General features: G+C 70.7%; 15 protein-coding genes, 2 tRNA genes and 1 other RNA gene. 10 read left to right on the top strand and 8 right to left on the bottom strand.

The features are described 5' to 3' along the window. Positions 1–38: 38 nt before the first annotated feature. Positions 39–120: transfer RNA gene (locus AB0N82_RS12865), tRNA-Leu, on the bottom strand. A 148-nt stretch (positions 121–268) separates the two neighbouring features. Here AB0N82_RS12865 and AB0N82_RS12860 point away from each other — a divergent pair. Beyond that, a complete protein-coding gene (locus tag AB0N82_RS12860; protein WP_315995441.1) occupies positions 269–1294 on the top strand; it encodes an NADPH:quinone reductase in 1026 nt (341 codons plus the stop codon). A gap of 61 nt (positions 1295–1355) precedes the next feature. Here the strand turns inward: AB0N82_RS12860 and AB0N82_RS12855 are convergent, their stop codons facing one another. From AB0N82_RS12855 to AB0N82_RS12845, 3 genes are all read right to left on the bottom strand, one after another. Further along, a complete protein-coding gene (locus AB0N82_RS12855) occupies positions 1356–3140 on the bottom strand; it encodes a M20/M25/M40 family metallo-hydrolase (RefSeq protein WP_363392042.1) in 1785 nt (594 codons plus the stop codon). A 188-nt stretch (positions 3141–3328) separates the two neighbouring features. Continuing rightward, a complete protein-coding gene (locus AB0N82_RS12850) occupies positions 3329–3967 on the bottom strand; it encodes a DUF1275 family protein (protein WP_315995443.1) in 639 nt (212 codons plus the stop codon). Positions 3968–4084: 117 nt separating this feature from the next. Continuing rightward, complete coding sequence (locus AB0N82_RS12845) at positions 4085–5317, bottom strand: MFS transporter (protein WP_363392289.1); 1233 nt, start codon at positions 5315–5317, stop codon at positions 4085–4087. A 71-nt stretch (positions 5318–5388) separates the two neighbouring features. Between AB0N82_RS12845 and prfB the strand changes: the two genes are divergently transcribed. From prfB to smpB, 4 genes are all read left to right on the top strand, one after another. Further along, a complete protein-coding gene (gene prfB, locus AB0N82_RS12840; protein WP_298872117.1) occupies positions 5389–6501 on the top strand; it encodes a peptide chain release factor 2 in 1113 nt (370 codons plus the stop codon). Between the two features lie 124 nt (positions 6502–6625). Further along, on the top strand, positions 6626–7651 hold the full coding sequence (ftsE, locus tag AB0N82_RS12835; RefSeq protein WP_363392039.1) for a cell division ATP-binding protein FtsE: 1026 nt from the start codon (positions 6626–6628) through the stop codon (positions 7649–7651). After that, on the top strand, positions 7648–8565 hold the full coding sequence (gene ftsX, locus AB0N82_RS12830; RefSeq protein WP_315995445.1) for a permease-like cell division protein FtsX: 918 nt from the start codon (positions 7648–7650) through the stop codon (positions 8563–8565). The genes ftsE and ftsX overlap by 4 nt, the downstream gene beginning before the upstream one ends. Before the next feature lie 76 nt (positions 8566–8641). After that, positions 8642–9118 carry an SsrA-binding protein SmpB gene (smpB, locus tag AB0N82_RS12825; protein ID WP_076676126.1) on the top strand — a complete coding sequence of 159 codons (477 nt, stop codon included), beginning with the start codon at positions 8642–8644 and terminating at the stop codon, positions 9116–9118. A 6-nt stretch (positions 9119–9124) separates the two neighbouring features. On the opposite strand, the gene AB0N82_RS12820 is transcribed toward smpB, so the two are convergent. Then, entirely contained in the window at positions 9125–9781 is a 657-nt protein-coding gene (locus tag AB0N82_RS12820) for an SIMPL domain-containing protein (RefSeq protein ID WP_363392036.1), read from the bottom strand. A 249-nt stretch (positions 9782–10030) separates the two neighbouring features. On the opposite strand from AB0N82_RS12820, the gene ssrA reads away from it, so the two are divergent. After that, positions 10031–10400: a transfer-messenger RNA gene (gene ssrA, locus AB0N82_RS12815) on the top strand. A gap of 166 nt (positions 10401–10566) precedes the next feature. Here the strand turns inward: ssrA and AB0N82_RS12810 are convergent. Continuing rightward, on the bottom strand, positions 10567–11106 hold the full coding sequence (locus AB0N82_RS12810) for a YaeQ family protein (RefSeq protein ID WP_315995447.1): 540 nt from the start codon (positions 11104–11106) through the stop codon (positions 10567–10569). A 100-nt stretch (positions 11107–11206) separates the two neighbouring features. Here AB0N82_RS12810 and AB0N82_RS12805 point away from each other — a divergent pair, with 100 nt between their 5' ends. Beyond that, entirely contained in the window at positions 11207–11503 is a 297-nt protein-coding gene (locus AB0N82_RS12805; RefSeq protein WP_363392034.1) for a hypothetical protein, read from the top strand. 37 nt (positions 11504–11540) lie between these two features. On the opposite strand, the gene AB0N82_RS12800 is transcribed toward AB0N82_RS12805, so the two are convergent. Both AB0N82_RS12800 and AB0N82_RS12795 read right to left on the bottom strand, forming a co-directional pair. Then, positions 11541–12155 (bottom strand): hypothetical protein, encoded by a 615-nt coding sequence (locus AB0N82_RS12800; RefSeq protein ID WP_363392032.1) that lies wholly within the window; start codon positions 12153–12155, stop codon positions 11541–11543. Beyond that, the gene (locus AB0N82_RS12795; protein ID WP_315995450.1) at positions 12155–12982 is read right to left on the bottom strand and encodes an inositol monophosphatase family protein; all 828 of its coding nucleotides are present in this window, start codon (positions 12980–12982) and stop codon (positions 12155–12157) included. The genes AB0N82_RS12800 and AB0N82_RS12795 overlap by 1 nt, the downstream gene beginning before the upstream one ends. A 103-nt stretch (positions 12983–13085) precedes the next feature. On the opposite strand from AB0N82_RS12795, the gene AB0N82_RS12790 reads away from it, so the two are divergent. The 3 genes from AB0N82_RS12790 (at position 13086) to AB0N82_RS12780 (ending at position 15021) form a co-directional block, all read left to right on the top strand. Further along, positions 13086–13161, top strand: a tRNA-Lys gene (locus tag AB0N82_RS12790). Between the two features lie 111 nt (positions 13162–13272). Then, a complete protein-coding gene (locus tag AB0N82_RS12785) occupies positions 13273–13857 on the top strand; it encodes an NUDIX hydrolase (protein ID WP_363392030.1) in 585 nt (194 codons plus the stop codon). Positions 13858–14130: 273 nt separating this feature from the next. Beyond that, positions 14131–15021 (top strand): alpha/beta hydrolase, encoded by an 891-nt coding sequence (locus AB0N82_RS12780; protein ID WP_363392028.1) that lies wholly within the window; start codon positions 14131–14133, stop codon positions 15019–15021. Positions 15022–15023: the final 2 nt, after the last annotated feature.

The following is a 15023-nucleotide window of genomic DNA, read 5'->3' as shown; positions in this document are numbered from 1 at the left end:
TTCGGGTCGGAGAGGCGGTGCTGGCGAAACGGTGAACGTGCGGAAGGGGGGACTTGAACCCCCACGCCCGAAGGCACAGGAACCTAAATCCTGCGTGTCTGCCGATTTCACCACTCCCGCGAGTGGGATCAGTCTAAGCGCGCGCACGCGCGCGCTCGATGTGAACGAGCCGTCAAACCCCCGCGATCTCACCCGCGGCCGCCGCGGGGGCGGGGGCCCGCCGACACGCCCACGGGAATGCCCCTGCGCCGAGGCGGTTTGACTCCGTATGAAGGCGATCACGTATACCCAGCCCGGTGACTCCTCCGTCCTGTCGCTCGTCGAGCGACCACTGCCCGAGCCGGGCCCCGGCGAGGTGCGCGTGCGCATCACGGTGTCGGGGGTGAACCCCACCGACTGGAAGGCGCGTGAGAGCGCCGGCCGCCCCCTCCCGTTCGACGAGATCACCCCGAACCAGGACGGAGCGGGCATCGTGGATGCCGTCGGCCCCGGCGTCTCGACCCTCTCGGCGGGCCAGCGGGTCTGGGTCTACCTGGCCGCCCACCAGCGTCCGACCGGCACCGCCGCCGAGTACGCGGTCCTCCCGGCCGAGCGGGCGGTGCCCCTGGCCGACGGAGCGTCGTTCGAACTCGGCGCGAGCCTCGGCGTGCCCGCGATGACCGCCCATCGCGCGCTCACCGTGCACGAGGACGGCCCCTCGCGCCTCGCGCCCGGTGCTCTCACCGGCCGTACCGTGCTCGTCCAGGGCGGTGCCGGCGCCGTGGGGCACGCGGCGATCCAGCTCGCCGCCTGGGCCGGCGCGAAGGTCATCGCCACCGTCAGCAACGACGAGAAGGCGAAGCTCGCCCGCGCGGCCGGCGCGCACCACGTGCTGCAGTACCCGAGCGCGTCGCTGGCCGACGGCATCCGTGAGATCGCCCCCGACGGGGTCGAGCACATCGTCGAGGTCGCCATCGCCGACAACGCCGCCCTCGACGTCGAGGTCGTCGCCAACCACGGCACGATCGGCTACTACGCCGACAACGGCGGTGACACCTTCGCCGCCCCCGTCCGCCCCAGCTTCGCGAAGAACGTGCGCTGGCAGGGACTGCTGCTGTACACCGTGGGGGAGCGCGCGCTGGCCGCAGCGGCCGAGGACGTCGCGGCCGCGGTGGCCGACGGTGCCCTCCCGGTGGGCGAGGCGCACGGCCTGCCGCTGACGTGGTTCGACCTGTCCGACACCGCCGCCGCTCATGACGCCGTCGCGGGAGGCGCCACGGGCAAGGTCCTCATCCGGGTGACCGACGCGGAGTGAGCCCCCCTCATCGACGAACCGCCGGGACCCGAACGGGCCCCGGCGGTTCGCGTTCGCCTGCTTACTGCTGAGTGCGACGGCGGGCGATTACGGTGCCGGCTGCGACGATCAGCCCCAGGGCCAGCATGCCGGCGCCGACCGCGGGCAGCGGCGAGCCGTCGACGTCGCTACCGGTGTTCGCCAGGTCGCCGCCGCGCGGGCCGCTTCCGGCCGGGCCCCCGGTGGCGCTGGGCGCGGGGCTCGGTGCCGTGGTCGGCGCCGCGGTGGGCTCAGCCGTCGGGGCGACGGTGGGCTCGGTGGTCGGCTCGGGCGACGGCTCACCCGGCGTGGGCTCGGGGGAGGGCTCCACCGTGGCGTCCCACGCGAGGGCGAACGCGGCGTGGCCGATCGCGGGCGCGAAGATGTCGATCGCGTCGCGATTGACGTTCGCCAGGGTGTCGTCGATCGTGTGGTAGTTGCGGTCCATGAACACCCCGGCCGTTCCGCCGAACAGGCGCGCCTGCTCCTCGGTCTTGATGTCGTCGGCACCCGAGAACAGACCGCCCGCGGGGATGCCGTTGTCGATGAAGGCCTGGTAGTCGCTGCGGCCCGAGTACTCGGTGTCGATCCACGGCTGATCGATCGCGTCGAAGTAATCGGTGTAGATCTGCTCGATCTCCGCCGAACCCGCGGGGATCTCGACGGGCGCCTCGTACGTCGACTCGTTCGCGTCGTAGACGCCGACGGTGAAGTTCTCCGACCCGATCATGTCGTAGTTGAGGTAGGACGAGATGCGCTCGAGCTCGGCGGGGTCGTTGGCGATCAGATCGTCGACGTACGCGGTCGAGCCGACCAGGCCGACCTCCTCGGCGCTCCAGAGCGCGAGGCGGATCCGCTTGTCGTTGGGCGTCTCGGATGCCGCGATCCTCTCGGCCAGGGCGAGGATGGCCGCCGAACCCGAGGCGTTGTCGTTGACGCCGGGGCCCTCGGCCACACCGTCGAGGTGCGCGCCGATCACGACGGTGTCGTCGGGGTCGCCCGCGATGCTGTCGGCGATGACGTTGAAGGACTCGGTCACGAGGAACTGCTTCTCGATGACCGCCGTCCCTTCGACTGGAACGTCGGCAGGGGCCGCGGCGACGAGCGCCGCGATGGCGTCACCGCTGGCCTGGGGCAGCGTGGCGGCGGGGGAGTCGTCTTCGTTGCGCGGTCCCGAGGCTACGTTGGTCAGCTGGTCGTCCGGGGAAACGCCCTCCTCGGCGGGACGCTCGTTGTTGTAGACGAACACCGCTCCCGCCCCGGCCGCGGTGGCGTTGTCGATCTTCGCCTCGAAGGTGCAGATGCCGCGCTGGATGAGCACGATCGCGCCCGCCGGGACGGCGGCGAAGTCACCGGGCTCGCAGCCGAGGTGCGCGCCGTCGGCGTCGGAGGGCAGGGACAGCTGCGCGGTGTAGTCGCCCTCGATGCCCTCGCTGAGGTCGAAGTGCGACCCGGTGTAGGTGGTGCCGTCCACCGTGAGCGAGGCCTCGCCGAACTCCGGGGTGGGGACCTCGAACGTCTGACGCGAGACGGTGAAGGCGCCGGTTCCCTCGAGGACCTGCTCGGCGTAGCGGGCGGCGGCCTCGTACCCGGGTCCGTTCCAGACGCGGTAGCCGTCGGCGGCGAATGACTCGCTGATGTCCGACAACTCGGTCAAGTGCGTCATGACGTCGGCGCCCGTGACCCCGAGGTCATCGGGCGGGGTGGCCGGGGCGGCGAACGCGGCCGGGGCGATCAGCAGGCCGCCGCCCACCAGGGCGCCGGTCGCCAGCAAAGCCGACGCCCGTCGAGCGCGAGAGGGAGGGGAATGCAGGGTGTTTCGGAGCACGATGAATGCGCCTCTCCGCGGGCATCGATGCCCGCATCATCCAGGGGGAATGACGCGACGCCCAGAGAAGGCGATCGCGAGACGATTCTCATAGGGGATTCGTAAAAAACGCAATGGTGGCCGCATTCTTCACAGGGTTGAAACCTGGGGGTCACACGGCCGAGGACCCCGAGCGACCGGCGGCGCGATCAGCCGCGCCGCGGATTCCGCCCGACGATCGCCGCTGCCACGAGCATCGTCGCAGCGGCCGTCGCGAGCGCCGCGGAACTGCCGAGGTCGTGCGCGAGGGCGCCCAGGACGGCACCCGCGACGAGCGCCGCCCACAGCAGCAGGGGGCGGCGCCACGCGGTGCGAGAACGACCGGTCACGAGGGCGGCGAGACCCAGGCCAAGGCTCACGAGCGTGCCGGTGGAGTAGGTTATGGCGACGCGCGCCCGATCCTCGGCGAGGAACAGCGTGTTGAGGGCTCCCATCGCCGCGGCGAGCAGGCCCGCGCGCCACAGTGTGGACGGACCGGCGGTCGCGAGCACCGCGGCGAGCCCCACCACGAGGGCCGATCCCGCGATGAGCGAGGCCTGCGCGCGCCGCGACCGCGGGCGCACCGCGCCGCCGACCGCGACACCCACGACGAACGCCGCGATGAGGCCCAGCGGCACGAGGGCCAGGGCGAGCGAGCTCGGCACGTCGACCGCGCCCTGCGTGGAGTTGCCGCTCATGAACGACACGAACAGTCCGCCGGTGTCGAGGTACCCGACGGCGTCGACGAAGCCGGCGACCGCCGCCAGTGCGGCCGACAGCGCGAGGGCTCCCCGTCCGACGTTCTGCACCGTGCCTCCTCGCCTCGGTCGAGGGATCGAGGCGCTCCATCGTCGTCCCGGCACGGCGTACCCGGCAAATCCGTCCATCCGCGGCATCCACCGCCGCCGGGGTTCCGGGCCCCGCCGTCAGCGCACGCGGGGCACGTATCGCGGCACCCAGCGGATGAACCCCGCTGCGCCGAGGACCGCGATGACGCCCATGGCCCCCACGCCGATCGACAGCGTCGCCACCGCGGTGAGCGCCGACACGATCAGCGGGGCGACGGCACCGCCGGCATCCGTGAGCGTCCGCCACGAGCCGAGGAACGCCGCGGGCTCGTTCGGCGGTGCGATGTCGGCCCCGAGGGTGAGCAGGATGCCGCTGGACAGACCGTTGCCGACCCCGAGCACCGCGGCGAACATGGCGTACCACATGGCCGCCGAGTCCAGGTCGTGCGTGAACGACAGGGCGAAGAACCCCGCTCCCATCAGGATCATCGCGGGCAGTGCCGCCCACAGGCGTCCGAAGCGGTCCATGACCTGGCCGCTGGCGTAGAACAGGGCGAAGTCGATCGCGCCCGACACCCCGACGACCACCGCGATCGTCCCGGCATCCAGTCCGAGCGACACGCCCCACAGGGGCAGCACGACCTGCCGCGCCGACCGCACCGCCGACAGCGAGGCCGCGGCGAGCCCCAGCCGCGCGAGCACGCCGCGGAACCGCCACATCGTGCGGAACACCCCGGCGCGCTCGACTGTCGGGATCGCTCCCGTCACGGGTTCTCCGGTGTCCTCCGCGTCGCGCGAGTCGCCGTCGACGCGGCGCGCCCCCGCGCCCACCGGCACCGCCTTCTCGGGATCGGGGCCGAAGAACACGAGGAGGACGGTGGTGACCTGGCACACCGCGAAGAAGACCACGGATGCCGTCTCGTCGCCGAAGATCCCCAGCAGTGCCGCCGAGATGAACGGGCCGACGAACATCCCGAGGCGGAACGTCCCGCCGAGCAGCGACAGGGCCCGCGCCCGGAAGTGCAGCGGCACGCGGGTCGTCATGAACGAGTGGCGCGCGAGCGCGAACGACGCGGCGCAGAACCCGATGAGGAAGACGGCCGCGGCGGAGAACGCCAGCGACTGCGCGAACACGATCCCGGTCAGGCCCGCGAGCACGATGATCCCGGCCACGCCCATCGTGAGGCGCTCGCCGAAGCGGGCGACGGCCCATCCCGCCGGGATGTTGCCGCACAGCTGGCCCACGACGAGGGCGGCGGCGACGAGGGCGGCCACGGCGACGTCGGCGCCGAGGCGGTTGGCGATCACGGGGATGAGGGGGATCACCGCGCCCTCGCCGAGCGCGAAGAGCAGGGTGGGGCCGTAGATCATCGGTGCGAAGCGCACCAGCACGTTCCGGGGAGAGTCGGCTGTCACCGTCTCCACGATAGGCTTGATGTCTCATGCTCGAACTCGATTTGACCGCCGACATCCAGGCGCTGCGCTCGACCTTCGCCGATATCCAGGCCGTGGTCGACGTCGACGCACTCAAAGCCGACATCGATCGCCTCAGCGAAGAGGCCGGTGCCCCCGACCTGTGGGACGACGTCGAGAACGCCCAGAAGGTCACCAGCCGTCTGAGCCACCGTCAGGCCGAACTCAAGCGGGTCTCGGAGATCGAGCAGCGTCTCGACGACCTCGAGGTGCTCGTCGAGCTCGCGATCGAGATGGACGACGAGGACTCCGCCGACGAGGCCCGTCGCGAGCTCGCGGCACTGAAAGACGTGATCGGCCAGCTCGAGGTGCAGACGCTCCTCGACGGGGAGTACGACCCGCGCTCCGCGGTCGTCACGATCCGTTCGGGAGCGGGCGGCGACGACGCGACCGACTTCGCCGAGATGCTCCTGCGCATGTACCTGCGCTGGGCCGAGCGCCACAAGTACCCCGTCAAGGTCATGGACACCTCCTACGCCGAGGGCGCCGGCATCAAGTCGGCCACCTTCGAGGTCGACGTCCCCTACGCCTACGGCACGCTGTCGGTCGAGGCCGGCACCCACCGCCTCGCGCGCATCAGCCCGTTCGGCGGCGCCGACAAGCGTCAGACGAGCTTCGCCGCGGTCGAGGTCATCCCCGTGATGGAAGAGGCCGTCGAGGTCGAGGTCCCCGAGGGTGACATCCGCGTCGACGTCTTCCGTTCCTCCGGCCCCGGCGGGCAGTCGGTCAACACCACCGACTCCGCCGTGCGCATCACGCACCTCCCGACCGGCCTCGTGGTGTCGATGCAGAACGAGAAGTCGCAGATCCAGAACCGCGCCGCCGCCATGCGCGTGCTGCAGACGCGCCTGCTTCTGCTCAAGCGAGAAGAAGAGGCCGCCAAGAAGAAGGAGCTCGCCGGCACGATCACCGCGAGCTGGGGCGACCAGATGCGCTCCTACTTCCTCTACGGCCAGCAGCTCGTGAAAGACCTGCGCACCGGCTACGAGGTCGGCAACCCCGCCGTCGTCTTCGACGGCGATCTCGACGGTCTGATCGCCGCCGGCATCCGCTGGCGCAAGCGCAAGGACGACGACGACTGATCATCCCCTTTCGACGAGAGTCCTATGGATGCCGGTACCCCCGGCATCCATAGGACTCTCTCGGTTTGGCGACACGGCGCGTCCTGACGGGCTGTTTCGCGCCCGCGCTTAGGCTCGTCGAGCCATGATCCGGTTCGAGAACGTCACCAAGAGGTATCGCGGCACCGCGAAGCCCGCCCTCAACGCCGTCGACTTCGAGGTGCAGCGCGGGGAGTTCGTCTTCCTCGTCGGAGCCTCGGGTTCGGGCAAGTCGTCGTGCCTGCAGCTCATCCTGAGGGCGGAGACCCCCACCGAGGGGCGCGTCGTCGTGCTCGGCCGCGACCTGCGCACCCTGTCGAACCGCAAGGTCCCCTACTTCCGCCGCCACATCGGGTCGGTGTTCCAGGACTTCCGCCTGCTGCCGAACAAGACCGTGCACCAGAACGTCGCTTTCACGCTGCAGGTCACGGGCGCCTCGCGTGGGTTCATCCAGCAGGCCGTGCCGGAGGTGCTCGCGCTCGTCGGCCTCGACGGCAAGGAGAAGCGCCTGCCGCATGAGCTGTCGGGTGGCGAGCAGCAGCGCGTCGCGATCGCGCGAGCGTTGGTCAACCGCCCGCAGGTGCTCCTCGCCGACGAGCCGACCGGAAACCTCGACCCCGGCACCTCGATCGACATCATGCGCCTTCTCGCGCGCATCAACGCCGGCGGGACGACCGTCGTGATGGCCACGCACGAGGCTGGTTTCGTCGACCAGATGCAGCGCCGCGTGATCGAACTGCGCGGCGGCGAGATGGTGCGCGACGAACGCCACGGCGGCTACGGCGACACCTCCAGCCTCCCGCGACTCGCGCCCGAGGTCGAGAAGGGCGCCGCCGCGGTGGCCGCCCTCACCGCGGTGCTCGAGGTCCAGCGCGAGGTGACGAGCGTGACCGGCCCCGTGGAGCCGCTGCCGTCGGCGGCCGTCACCCGCCCCGCGGCCGCATCCGACCCGGCTACCACGACCCCCGCCCCCGCGGTGACCACGCCGGCCGCCGAGCAGACGCGCGAGCCGGGCACCAACACGCGCTCCATCCCCGTCACGACCCCCGACGTCGAGGCCCTCGGCGTCGCCGACCGCCTCGGTCTGGGCGCGAAGACGGATCGCAACGACGAAGTGGGACCCACGTCATGAGGTTCGGGCTCATCCTCTCGGAGGCCTTCACGGGCCTGCGACGCAACGCCTCGATGGTGATCTCGGTCATCCTCGTGACCTTCGTGTCGCTCACCTTCGTCGGCGCGGCGATGCTCATGCAGATGCAGATCGGCAAGATGCAGTCGTACTGGGCCGACCGCGCCCAGGTGGCGGTGTCGATGTGCGCGACCGTGTCGGACGTCGACACCTGCACCACCGGTCAGGCCGCCACGCAGGAGCAGATCGACGCGGTGACGGCGAAGCTCGACGGCGACGCCCTCGCCCCGCTCATCCGCGACTACACCTACGCCACCAGCGAGCAGGTGTTCGAGAACGCCAAGGGCCTGCTGCCCGACGACATCATCGGCGTCGTCACCGCGGATCAGTTCAATGCGACCTTCAGCATCAACCTCGTCGACCAGAACCAGTCCGACGTCATCATCGAGGCCTTCAGCGGCCAGGCGGGCGTCGAAGAGGTCACGAACCAGATGCAGTACCTCGAGCCCCTGTTCCAGGCGCTCACGGTCGCGACCTACGTCGCGGTCGGCATCGCCGGGCTCATGCTGATCGCGGCGGTGCTGCTGATCGCCACCACGATCCGCCTCTCGGCCTTCGCGCGACGCCGCGAGCTCGGGATCATGCGTCTCGTCGGTGCCTCGAACCGCTTCATCCAGACGCCGTTCATCGTCGAGGGCGTGCTGGCGGCGCTGATCGGCTCGGCGCTGGCGAGCGTGGCGGTGTGGGCGATCGTGGGCGTGGGTGTCAACCAGTACCTGCGCGACCGCATCGGCTTCATCACGTCGTGGGTGGGTATCGGCGACGTCGCGTTCGTCATCCCGGTCATCGTCGTGATCGGCGTGATCCTCGCCGCCCTCAGCGCGAGCTTCGCGATCCGTCGCTGGTTGCGCGCCTGACCGTTCGCGACGGCGGGCTCCGGCGTCCTGTAGGCTGAGGGGCTCTGTGTGCCCATGATCATGAGGAGGTGGCACCATGCCTCGTGAGCAGGGTGAGAAGCTCATCGCGTCGAACAAGAAGGCGCGTCACGACTACGCCATCGAGAAGACCTACGAGGCCGGTCTCGTCCTGACCGGCACCGAGGTGAAGTCGCTGCGCCAGGGGCGGGCGAACCTCACCGACGGCTACGCGTACATCGACGGCGGTCAGGCGTTCCTCGATGCCGTGCACATCCCCGAGTACTCGCAGGGACACTGGACGAACCACTCCGCCAAGCGCACGCGCAAGCTGCTGCTGCACAAGGAGGAGATCGTCAAGCTCTCGCACGCGGTCGCCGCGGGCGGCTACACCCTCGTCCCGCTGCGCCTGTACTTCCTCGACGGGCGCGCGAAGGTCGAGATCGCGGTCGCGAAGGGCAAGCGCGAGTTCGAGAAGCGTCAGACCATCCGCGAGCGCGAGGACAAGCGCGAGGCCGAGCGTGCGATGCGCACGAAGAACCGCCTGGGCGAGTAAGACCCGTCACTCGGCGCGGAAGCGCCCCTCGACGACCGAGGTCACGACGATCTCCGGCGGCTGCAGGCTGAACGACGATCCTCCGGCCGACGCAGCCGCCATCATGCGGGCGCCCATCGGCGCGGGGGAATCGGGGCGGGTCGCGAGCAGCCCGGCATCCGCCACCTCGACGGCGGAGACGGATGCCAGCCCCAGGGCGTCGGCGTAGGCGGTCGCGCGCTCCACGGCCACGTGCACGGCCTCGGCGGCGACCTCGCGCTCGGTGCGTGCGCGCGTGTCGGGGGAGAGGCGCCAGTCGACGGCGGTGACCTGCACGTCGTCGGACTCGGTGACGTCGCCGAGCCACCACGACAAGGCGCCGGCGTCGATGAACGTGGCCGAGAGCTCGACGCTCGCGTGGTGGACGAGGGGGAGTTGCGCCCCCTCGGCGTTCCACGGCCGGTCCGACCAGACCGAGACACGGGCGCTCGACCATTCCGAGACCTCGCCCGAACGCAGGTGGGCGACGAGGCCGTCCTGCACCGACGATGCGCGCTCCTGCGCCTGCTCCACGACGGGGCCGCGAGACGGCCCGTCGACCGAGACCGTGACACGGACCGCCGCTTCTTCGGCACGGACGCGGGCGTTGCTCTCGCCTCGGACGGTGATGACGACGTCGCTCATGCGGTGAGCCTACGCGACGGCGTCGACGGGGCGACGGGCGTGCGACGGTCCGATGCGCGAGTCGTCGACGCGGGGAATTCGCGGGCCGACGCGACGGGGCGACGGGCGCGGGGCGGTCCGATGCGAGAGTCGTCGACACCGGGAATTCACGAGCCCCCGATGCGTTGTAGACTGTGATGCTCGGGTGCTTTCTGCTCCCGGCATGGCAACTCAACAGCGTGACAACGGCCGCTCCTTCACGGAGTTCCCGGGGCTGATCGGTTTCGACAGCGCCTGCGAACCCGCGAGAAGCGGGCCGAGGATGTGGGGTTATCTCGTAAACGCTCCCTGCAAAACAATAAGTGCCAATGCTAAGCGCACTGACTTCGCCCTCGCTGCGTAAGCGAGCCCGATAGTCCGTCAGACCGTGTGTGACCCCGCCACGGATCCTGGCGTCATTTAGGGGTCTTGCTGCGTGACGGCGTCTGGACGTCACGCGGGACTTTTCCCAGGCTGGGCTCGTCGACTTAGGTGTCTGTGACAAAGGTCGGAGCCGAGCAGAACGTCTGCACAGACTGCGCCCGGAGAAAACGCGGAGACCCAGCGTTGGACGGGGGTTCGATTCCCCCCAGCTCCACGAGCCGTTGTCACGATGAGTCGTCAGAAAGCCCTCGCTCCCGCCCGTTTCGGTGGGGCGGGGGCTTTCGCGTACGCCGATGAGCGCCGCGCGGGCCTCTGTGCGGCGTGAGCGTCACCGGTGGGCGCGACGTACCCGGCCGTGTGCTCGGCCCGCCTGCCGGCGCCGCTCAGCTCGCGCTGCGCGTGTGGATGTCGCTCTCGCCCGAGGCGCCGTTCAGCTCGAGGTAGATGCGTCCCTCGGTGCGCGTCAGGGTGGCCGTGTTCCGTCGCTCGATCGACTCCGCGAGACGCTCGACGAACCCGGGGTCGAAACTGTGCAGCAGCACCTCGTCACCGCGGTGGATGCGCTTGCCCGCCCACGCGGCGGCGACCTTCTCGGGGTCGCGGTGGGTATAGACCGCGACGCGTTCGGCCTTCATGCTCCCGGTGTGCAGGCGGGCGGCATCCGGGGCTCCCACCTCCACCCAGGCGACGAGCGCGCCGGTGAGGTCGCGCACCAGGACGGCGGGTTCGTCGGTCGCGGCGACTCCCTCGCTGAAGGCGATGCCCTCTTCGAACTCGAGGCAGTAGGCGAGCACGCGGGTGAGCATGTAGGGCGCGGTCTCGGACGGATGCCGCGCGACGCGCAGCTGCAGCTCGTCGTAGACGCCGCGGTCGACATCGGAGAGCTGCACGGTGAACGTGTGAATGGTCGCGCCGATAGCCACGAGGGTCGAGCCTACGTGAGGAGCGGGGATCCTCGTGCCTCCGGACTCCGACCGCGGAGGGACGTTGCCCGGATGACTCCGTGCCGCCTAGCGTCGAAGGATGCCAGATCCCCGCGCCCTCCGCATCGACGTCGGTCCGTTCCACCTCGCCCCGACGCCCGACGCGTCCACGTGGACCGCCGAGCAGGAGCGCGGCGGACGCGGCGCCGCATCCGGGATCGACGCCGACGGGAATGACGCGGGACGGATCACGGCCGGGTGGACCGACTGGGTCGCGTTCGCGCAGCGGGTGCTGCAGGCCGATGCCGTGTGGCGCGATGTCGAGGCGCGGGGCGACGCGTGGGACGAGGGGTTCTCGGCGGCTCGCGACGTGGAGGCGCGCAACCCGTACCGGTGACGGGCGACGCCGAGCCGGCGACCGTCGGCGCCGTCGGCTACCGGGGGCTCTGGACGAGGATCAGGCTCTGTCGGGTGTCGGCGAGCTTCACGAAGCCGTCGCCGAAGAAGTAGGTCAGGCCGTAGCCGTCGGCACCGCGTCCGTTCAGCCAGTCGGGGTTCTCGGTCACGTAGACGCCGTCGGCATCTTTCTCGACCTTCCATCCCGCTGCGACGAGGTCTTTCTGCGCCGTCTTCGCGGTGGCGTCGTCGATGGGTGCCCAGCCGAAGATCTGCACACGGTCGGAGGCGATCTTCGTGTCGCCCCACTTGCACTGGATGCCGTCGTCGAGAGCCGTGGCGCCCATGCGGAACTGGTCCTCCTGCGACGTCCAGCCGAGGCTCTTGAAGTCGTCGGCGGTGGCTTGGGGGATGATGTTCTCGCACGTGGGGTCTGCGGGCGGGGTCGCCGAACCGGATGGCGATGCGGCCGGCGCAGGCGTCTCGACACCGGCGGCGGGCGCGGCCGAGGAGGGTGCCTCTGCGGCCGGCGCGGGCTCGGGTGCGGGGGCCGCGCACCCCGCGAGGACGAGGGCCGCGAAGGCGCCGCCTGCGACGAGAGCGGACACACGAGCACGGGCGGAGCGCCGCCGCGAGACGGTGGTCGCGCGCATCATCGTGAACCCTCGCCTTCGTGCAGCAGGGTGAGGAAAGCGTCGTGCAGCACGCCGTTCGTCGCGAGCGACGATTCGGCGTCGAGTCGGTCGGCTCCGTCGAACGCGGTGAAGCGTCCGCCGGCTTCGCGCACGATGGGGGCGATCGCGGCGATGTCGTACTCCTTCACGCCGAACTCGGCGACGAGCTCGAGCCTCCCCTCAGCGAGCCACATGTACGGCAAGGCGTCGCCGTAGGCGCGGTCGCGCCACACGGCACGGGCGAGGCGCTCGAGCGTCGGCACGAGGTCGACGTCATCCCACTGCTCGATGCTCTGGAAGCTGATGCTCGAGGCCGCGACGTCGTCGATACCGGAGACGTGGATGCGGCGGGTCTCCCCGGTGGCGGTGGTCGTCCACGCGCCCTGGCCGGTCGCCGCCCACCAGCGGCGCCCGATCGCGGGCTGGCTGACGACGCCGACGGTCGGGACGCCGTCGACGGTGAGGGCGATGAGCGTGGCCCACACGGGGATGCCGCGCATGTAGTTGTGGGTGCCGTCGATCGGATCGATCACCCAGCGCCGCGAGGTGTCGCCGGAGCTGCCGTACTCCTCGCCCAGGATCGCGTCGGCGGGGCGCTCGGCATCCAGGATCTCCCGGATGGCGCGCTCGGTGGCGAGGTCGGCCTCGGTGACGTGCGTGCGGTCGGGCTTGGTGTCGATGCGCAGGTCGGCGGCGTCGAAACGCTGCATCGCGACCGCGTCGGCGGCGTCGGCCAGGCGGAGGGCGAGTGCGAGATCGTCGGTCAGGTCCGCGAGGGTCGCGGCGGGCTCTTCGATGCGGGACACGGCTCCAGGATAACCGGCGCTCCTGGCTCGATTTGGTGTGGTCGCGTCACCCCTGGTATTGTCATTCCTCGGCGCGGAGAGCGAATCTCCCGCCGAACGGAACGCACCTCTAGCTCAATCGGCAGAGCAACTGACTCTTAATCAGTGGGTTCTGGGTTCAAGTCCCAGGGGGTGCACCACCACCGGAATCCCCTTCGCAGCCTCGCGGTTGCGGAGGGGATTTCGGCGTCTGCGGGGGAGGTCAGGTCAGGTTCGGTCGCAATCCCGTTGCGCGAGGGAATGCTCTCGGCATGATGGGATCCTGGCCGCTGAGCAGCGGCGCGAAGGCGGGAGGACACATGGCCGACGACGAGATGTGGGACGTGACCGACATTCAGGGCACGCCCACGGGCACCCTCCACCGACGCGGTGACGGCCCGGTGCCGGCCGGGTCATTCCATATCGTGGCATCCGTCTGCCTCGTGTCGTCGACCGGCCGCGTGCTGATGAGCCGCCGCGCCGAGGGCAAGGACTACCCCCTCGCGTGGGAGTTCCCGGCCGGGAGCGCGCTGCGCGGCGAGACGAGCCGCACCGGTGCGGTGCGCGAGCTCGCCGAAGAGACCGGGATGAGGGTCGCCCGCGACGACCTCGTGCTGGTCGGGCGGGTGATCGAGGAGCGGGCGCTCTTCGACCTGTGGGTCGCGCGCGTCGACGGCCAGCCCGTGCCCGTGCCGGATCCGGAAGAAGTGCTCGAGTCGGAGTGGGTCGGCCTCGACGTGGTGCGCCGTCGGTGGGAGGAGGGCCTGTTCGCGACGCCGTGGAACGCGCGATTCGACCAGCTGTGGGACACGCTCCAGGAGCGCGTGGCGGATATGGGGGTGGGGTTCGCTCGCTGATCCGGATGCAGCGGCTACGCCGGGGGGAGAGCTGCGATTAATCGCGAGCCGGATATCGACACGGCGACGATGGCCGCGGTCCCGGCCAGCGGCAGTACCGCGAGCGGGACGGCGGCGCTGGGGCCACGTTGTGCCCCCATATGTCGACCCTATGCAAACTGCTCGCCGGTCGCGAGGTCGTCACCGGCCCGTCCGCGGTCGGCAGCTGCGGGCATCGCATGCATTGCCGGTGCCGCGGGTCGCGGTGTCGGGCCGCCGTGCCACGATGTCGCCATGCCGAACGAGAGCGCCTCGCCAGCCACGTACGTCACCCATGACCTCGCGGTCGCGGAGGGAGACCTGCGCGTCGGTGAGTGGCATCCGGATGCCGAGGGCACCCCGTGGCTGCTCGTGCACGGGGTCACCGCGTCGCACGTGGCGTGGGCGTGGGTCGCGGCACAGAGTTCGGCGCGGCTGATCGCCCCCGATCTGCGCGGGCGCGGGCGCAGCACGGCATCGGCGCGGCGAATCGGCCTGGCGCAGCACGCCGATGACCTGGCAGAGGTGCTCGACGGCCTCGAGGTCGAGCGGGCGATCGTGGTCGGGCACTCGATGGGCGCGTTCATCTCGTTGGTGTTCGGCGAACGGCACCCCGACCGGGTCGAGCGGATCGTCCTCGTCGACGGCGGGCTGCCCCTGACACTGCCGCGTGGGATGGAACCGCGCGAGGCGGTGCGCCACGTGCTCGGACCGACCGCGGCGCGGCTCGACATGCGCTTCCCGAGCGAGGGCGCGTACCGTGATTTCTGGCGGGCGCACCCCGCGTTCACAGGGCGCGAAGACCCGCTGCTCGACGCCTACTACGCCTACGACCTGGTCGGTGAATCACCCGCGCTTCGGCCGGCGACGACGTTCGCCACGGTCGAAGCCGACTCCATCGACCAGAACGCCGGCGAGGCCATCGCGGGAGCGCTCGAACGCCTGCGCCGCCCGACGCGGCTGATCGCGGCTGAGCGGGGATTGCTCGGCGAGGTTCCGCCGCTGTACCCCGACCTCGACGGCATCCGCAGCCGATTCCCCCGGCTTGCGGCGACGCGCCGGGTGCCGGCCGTCGATCACTATTCGATCGTCATGTCGGCACCCGGCGCGCGGGCTGTGGTGCAGGAGGTCCTTGCGGGGGAGTGACG

The organism is Microbacterium sp. NPDC089186 (assembly GCF_040685115.1).
In the GTDB taxonomy this organism is placed as follows: domain Bacteria; phylum Actinomycetota; class Actinomycetes; order Actinomycetales; family Microbacteriaceae; genus Microbacterium; species Microbacterium galbum.
The sequence above is the reverse complement of the archived record's forward strand: the minus strand, read 5'-3'. Positions and strand labels throughout refer to the sequence as shown.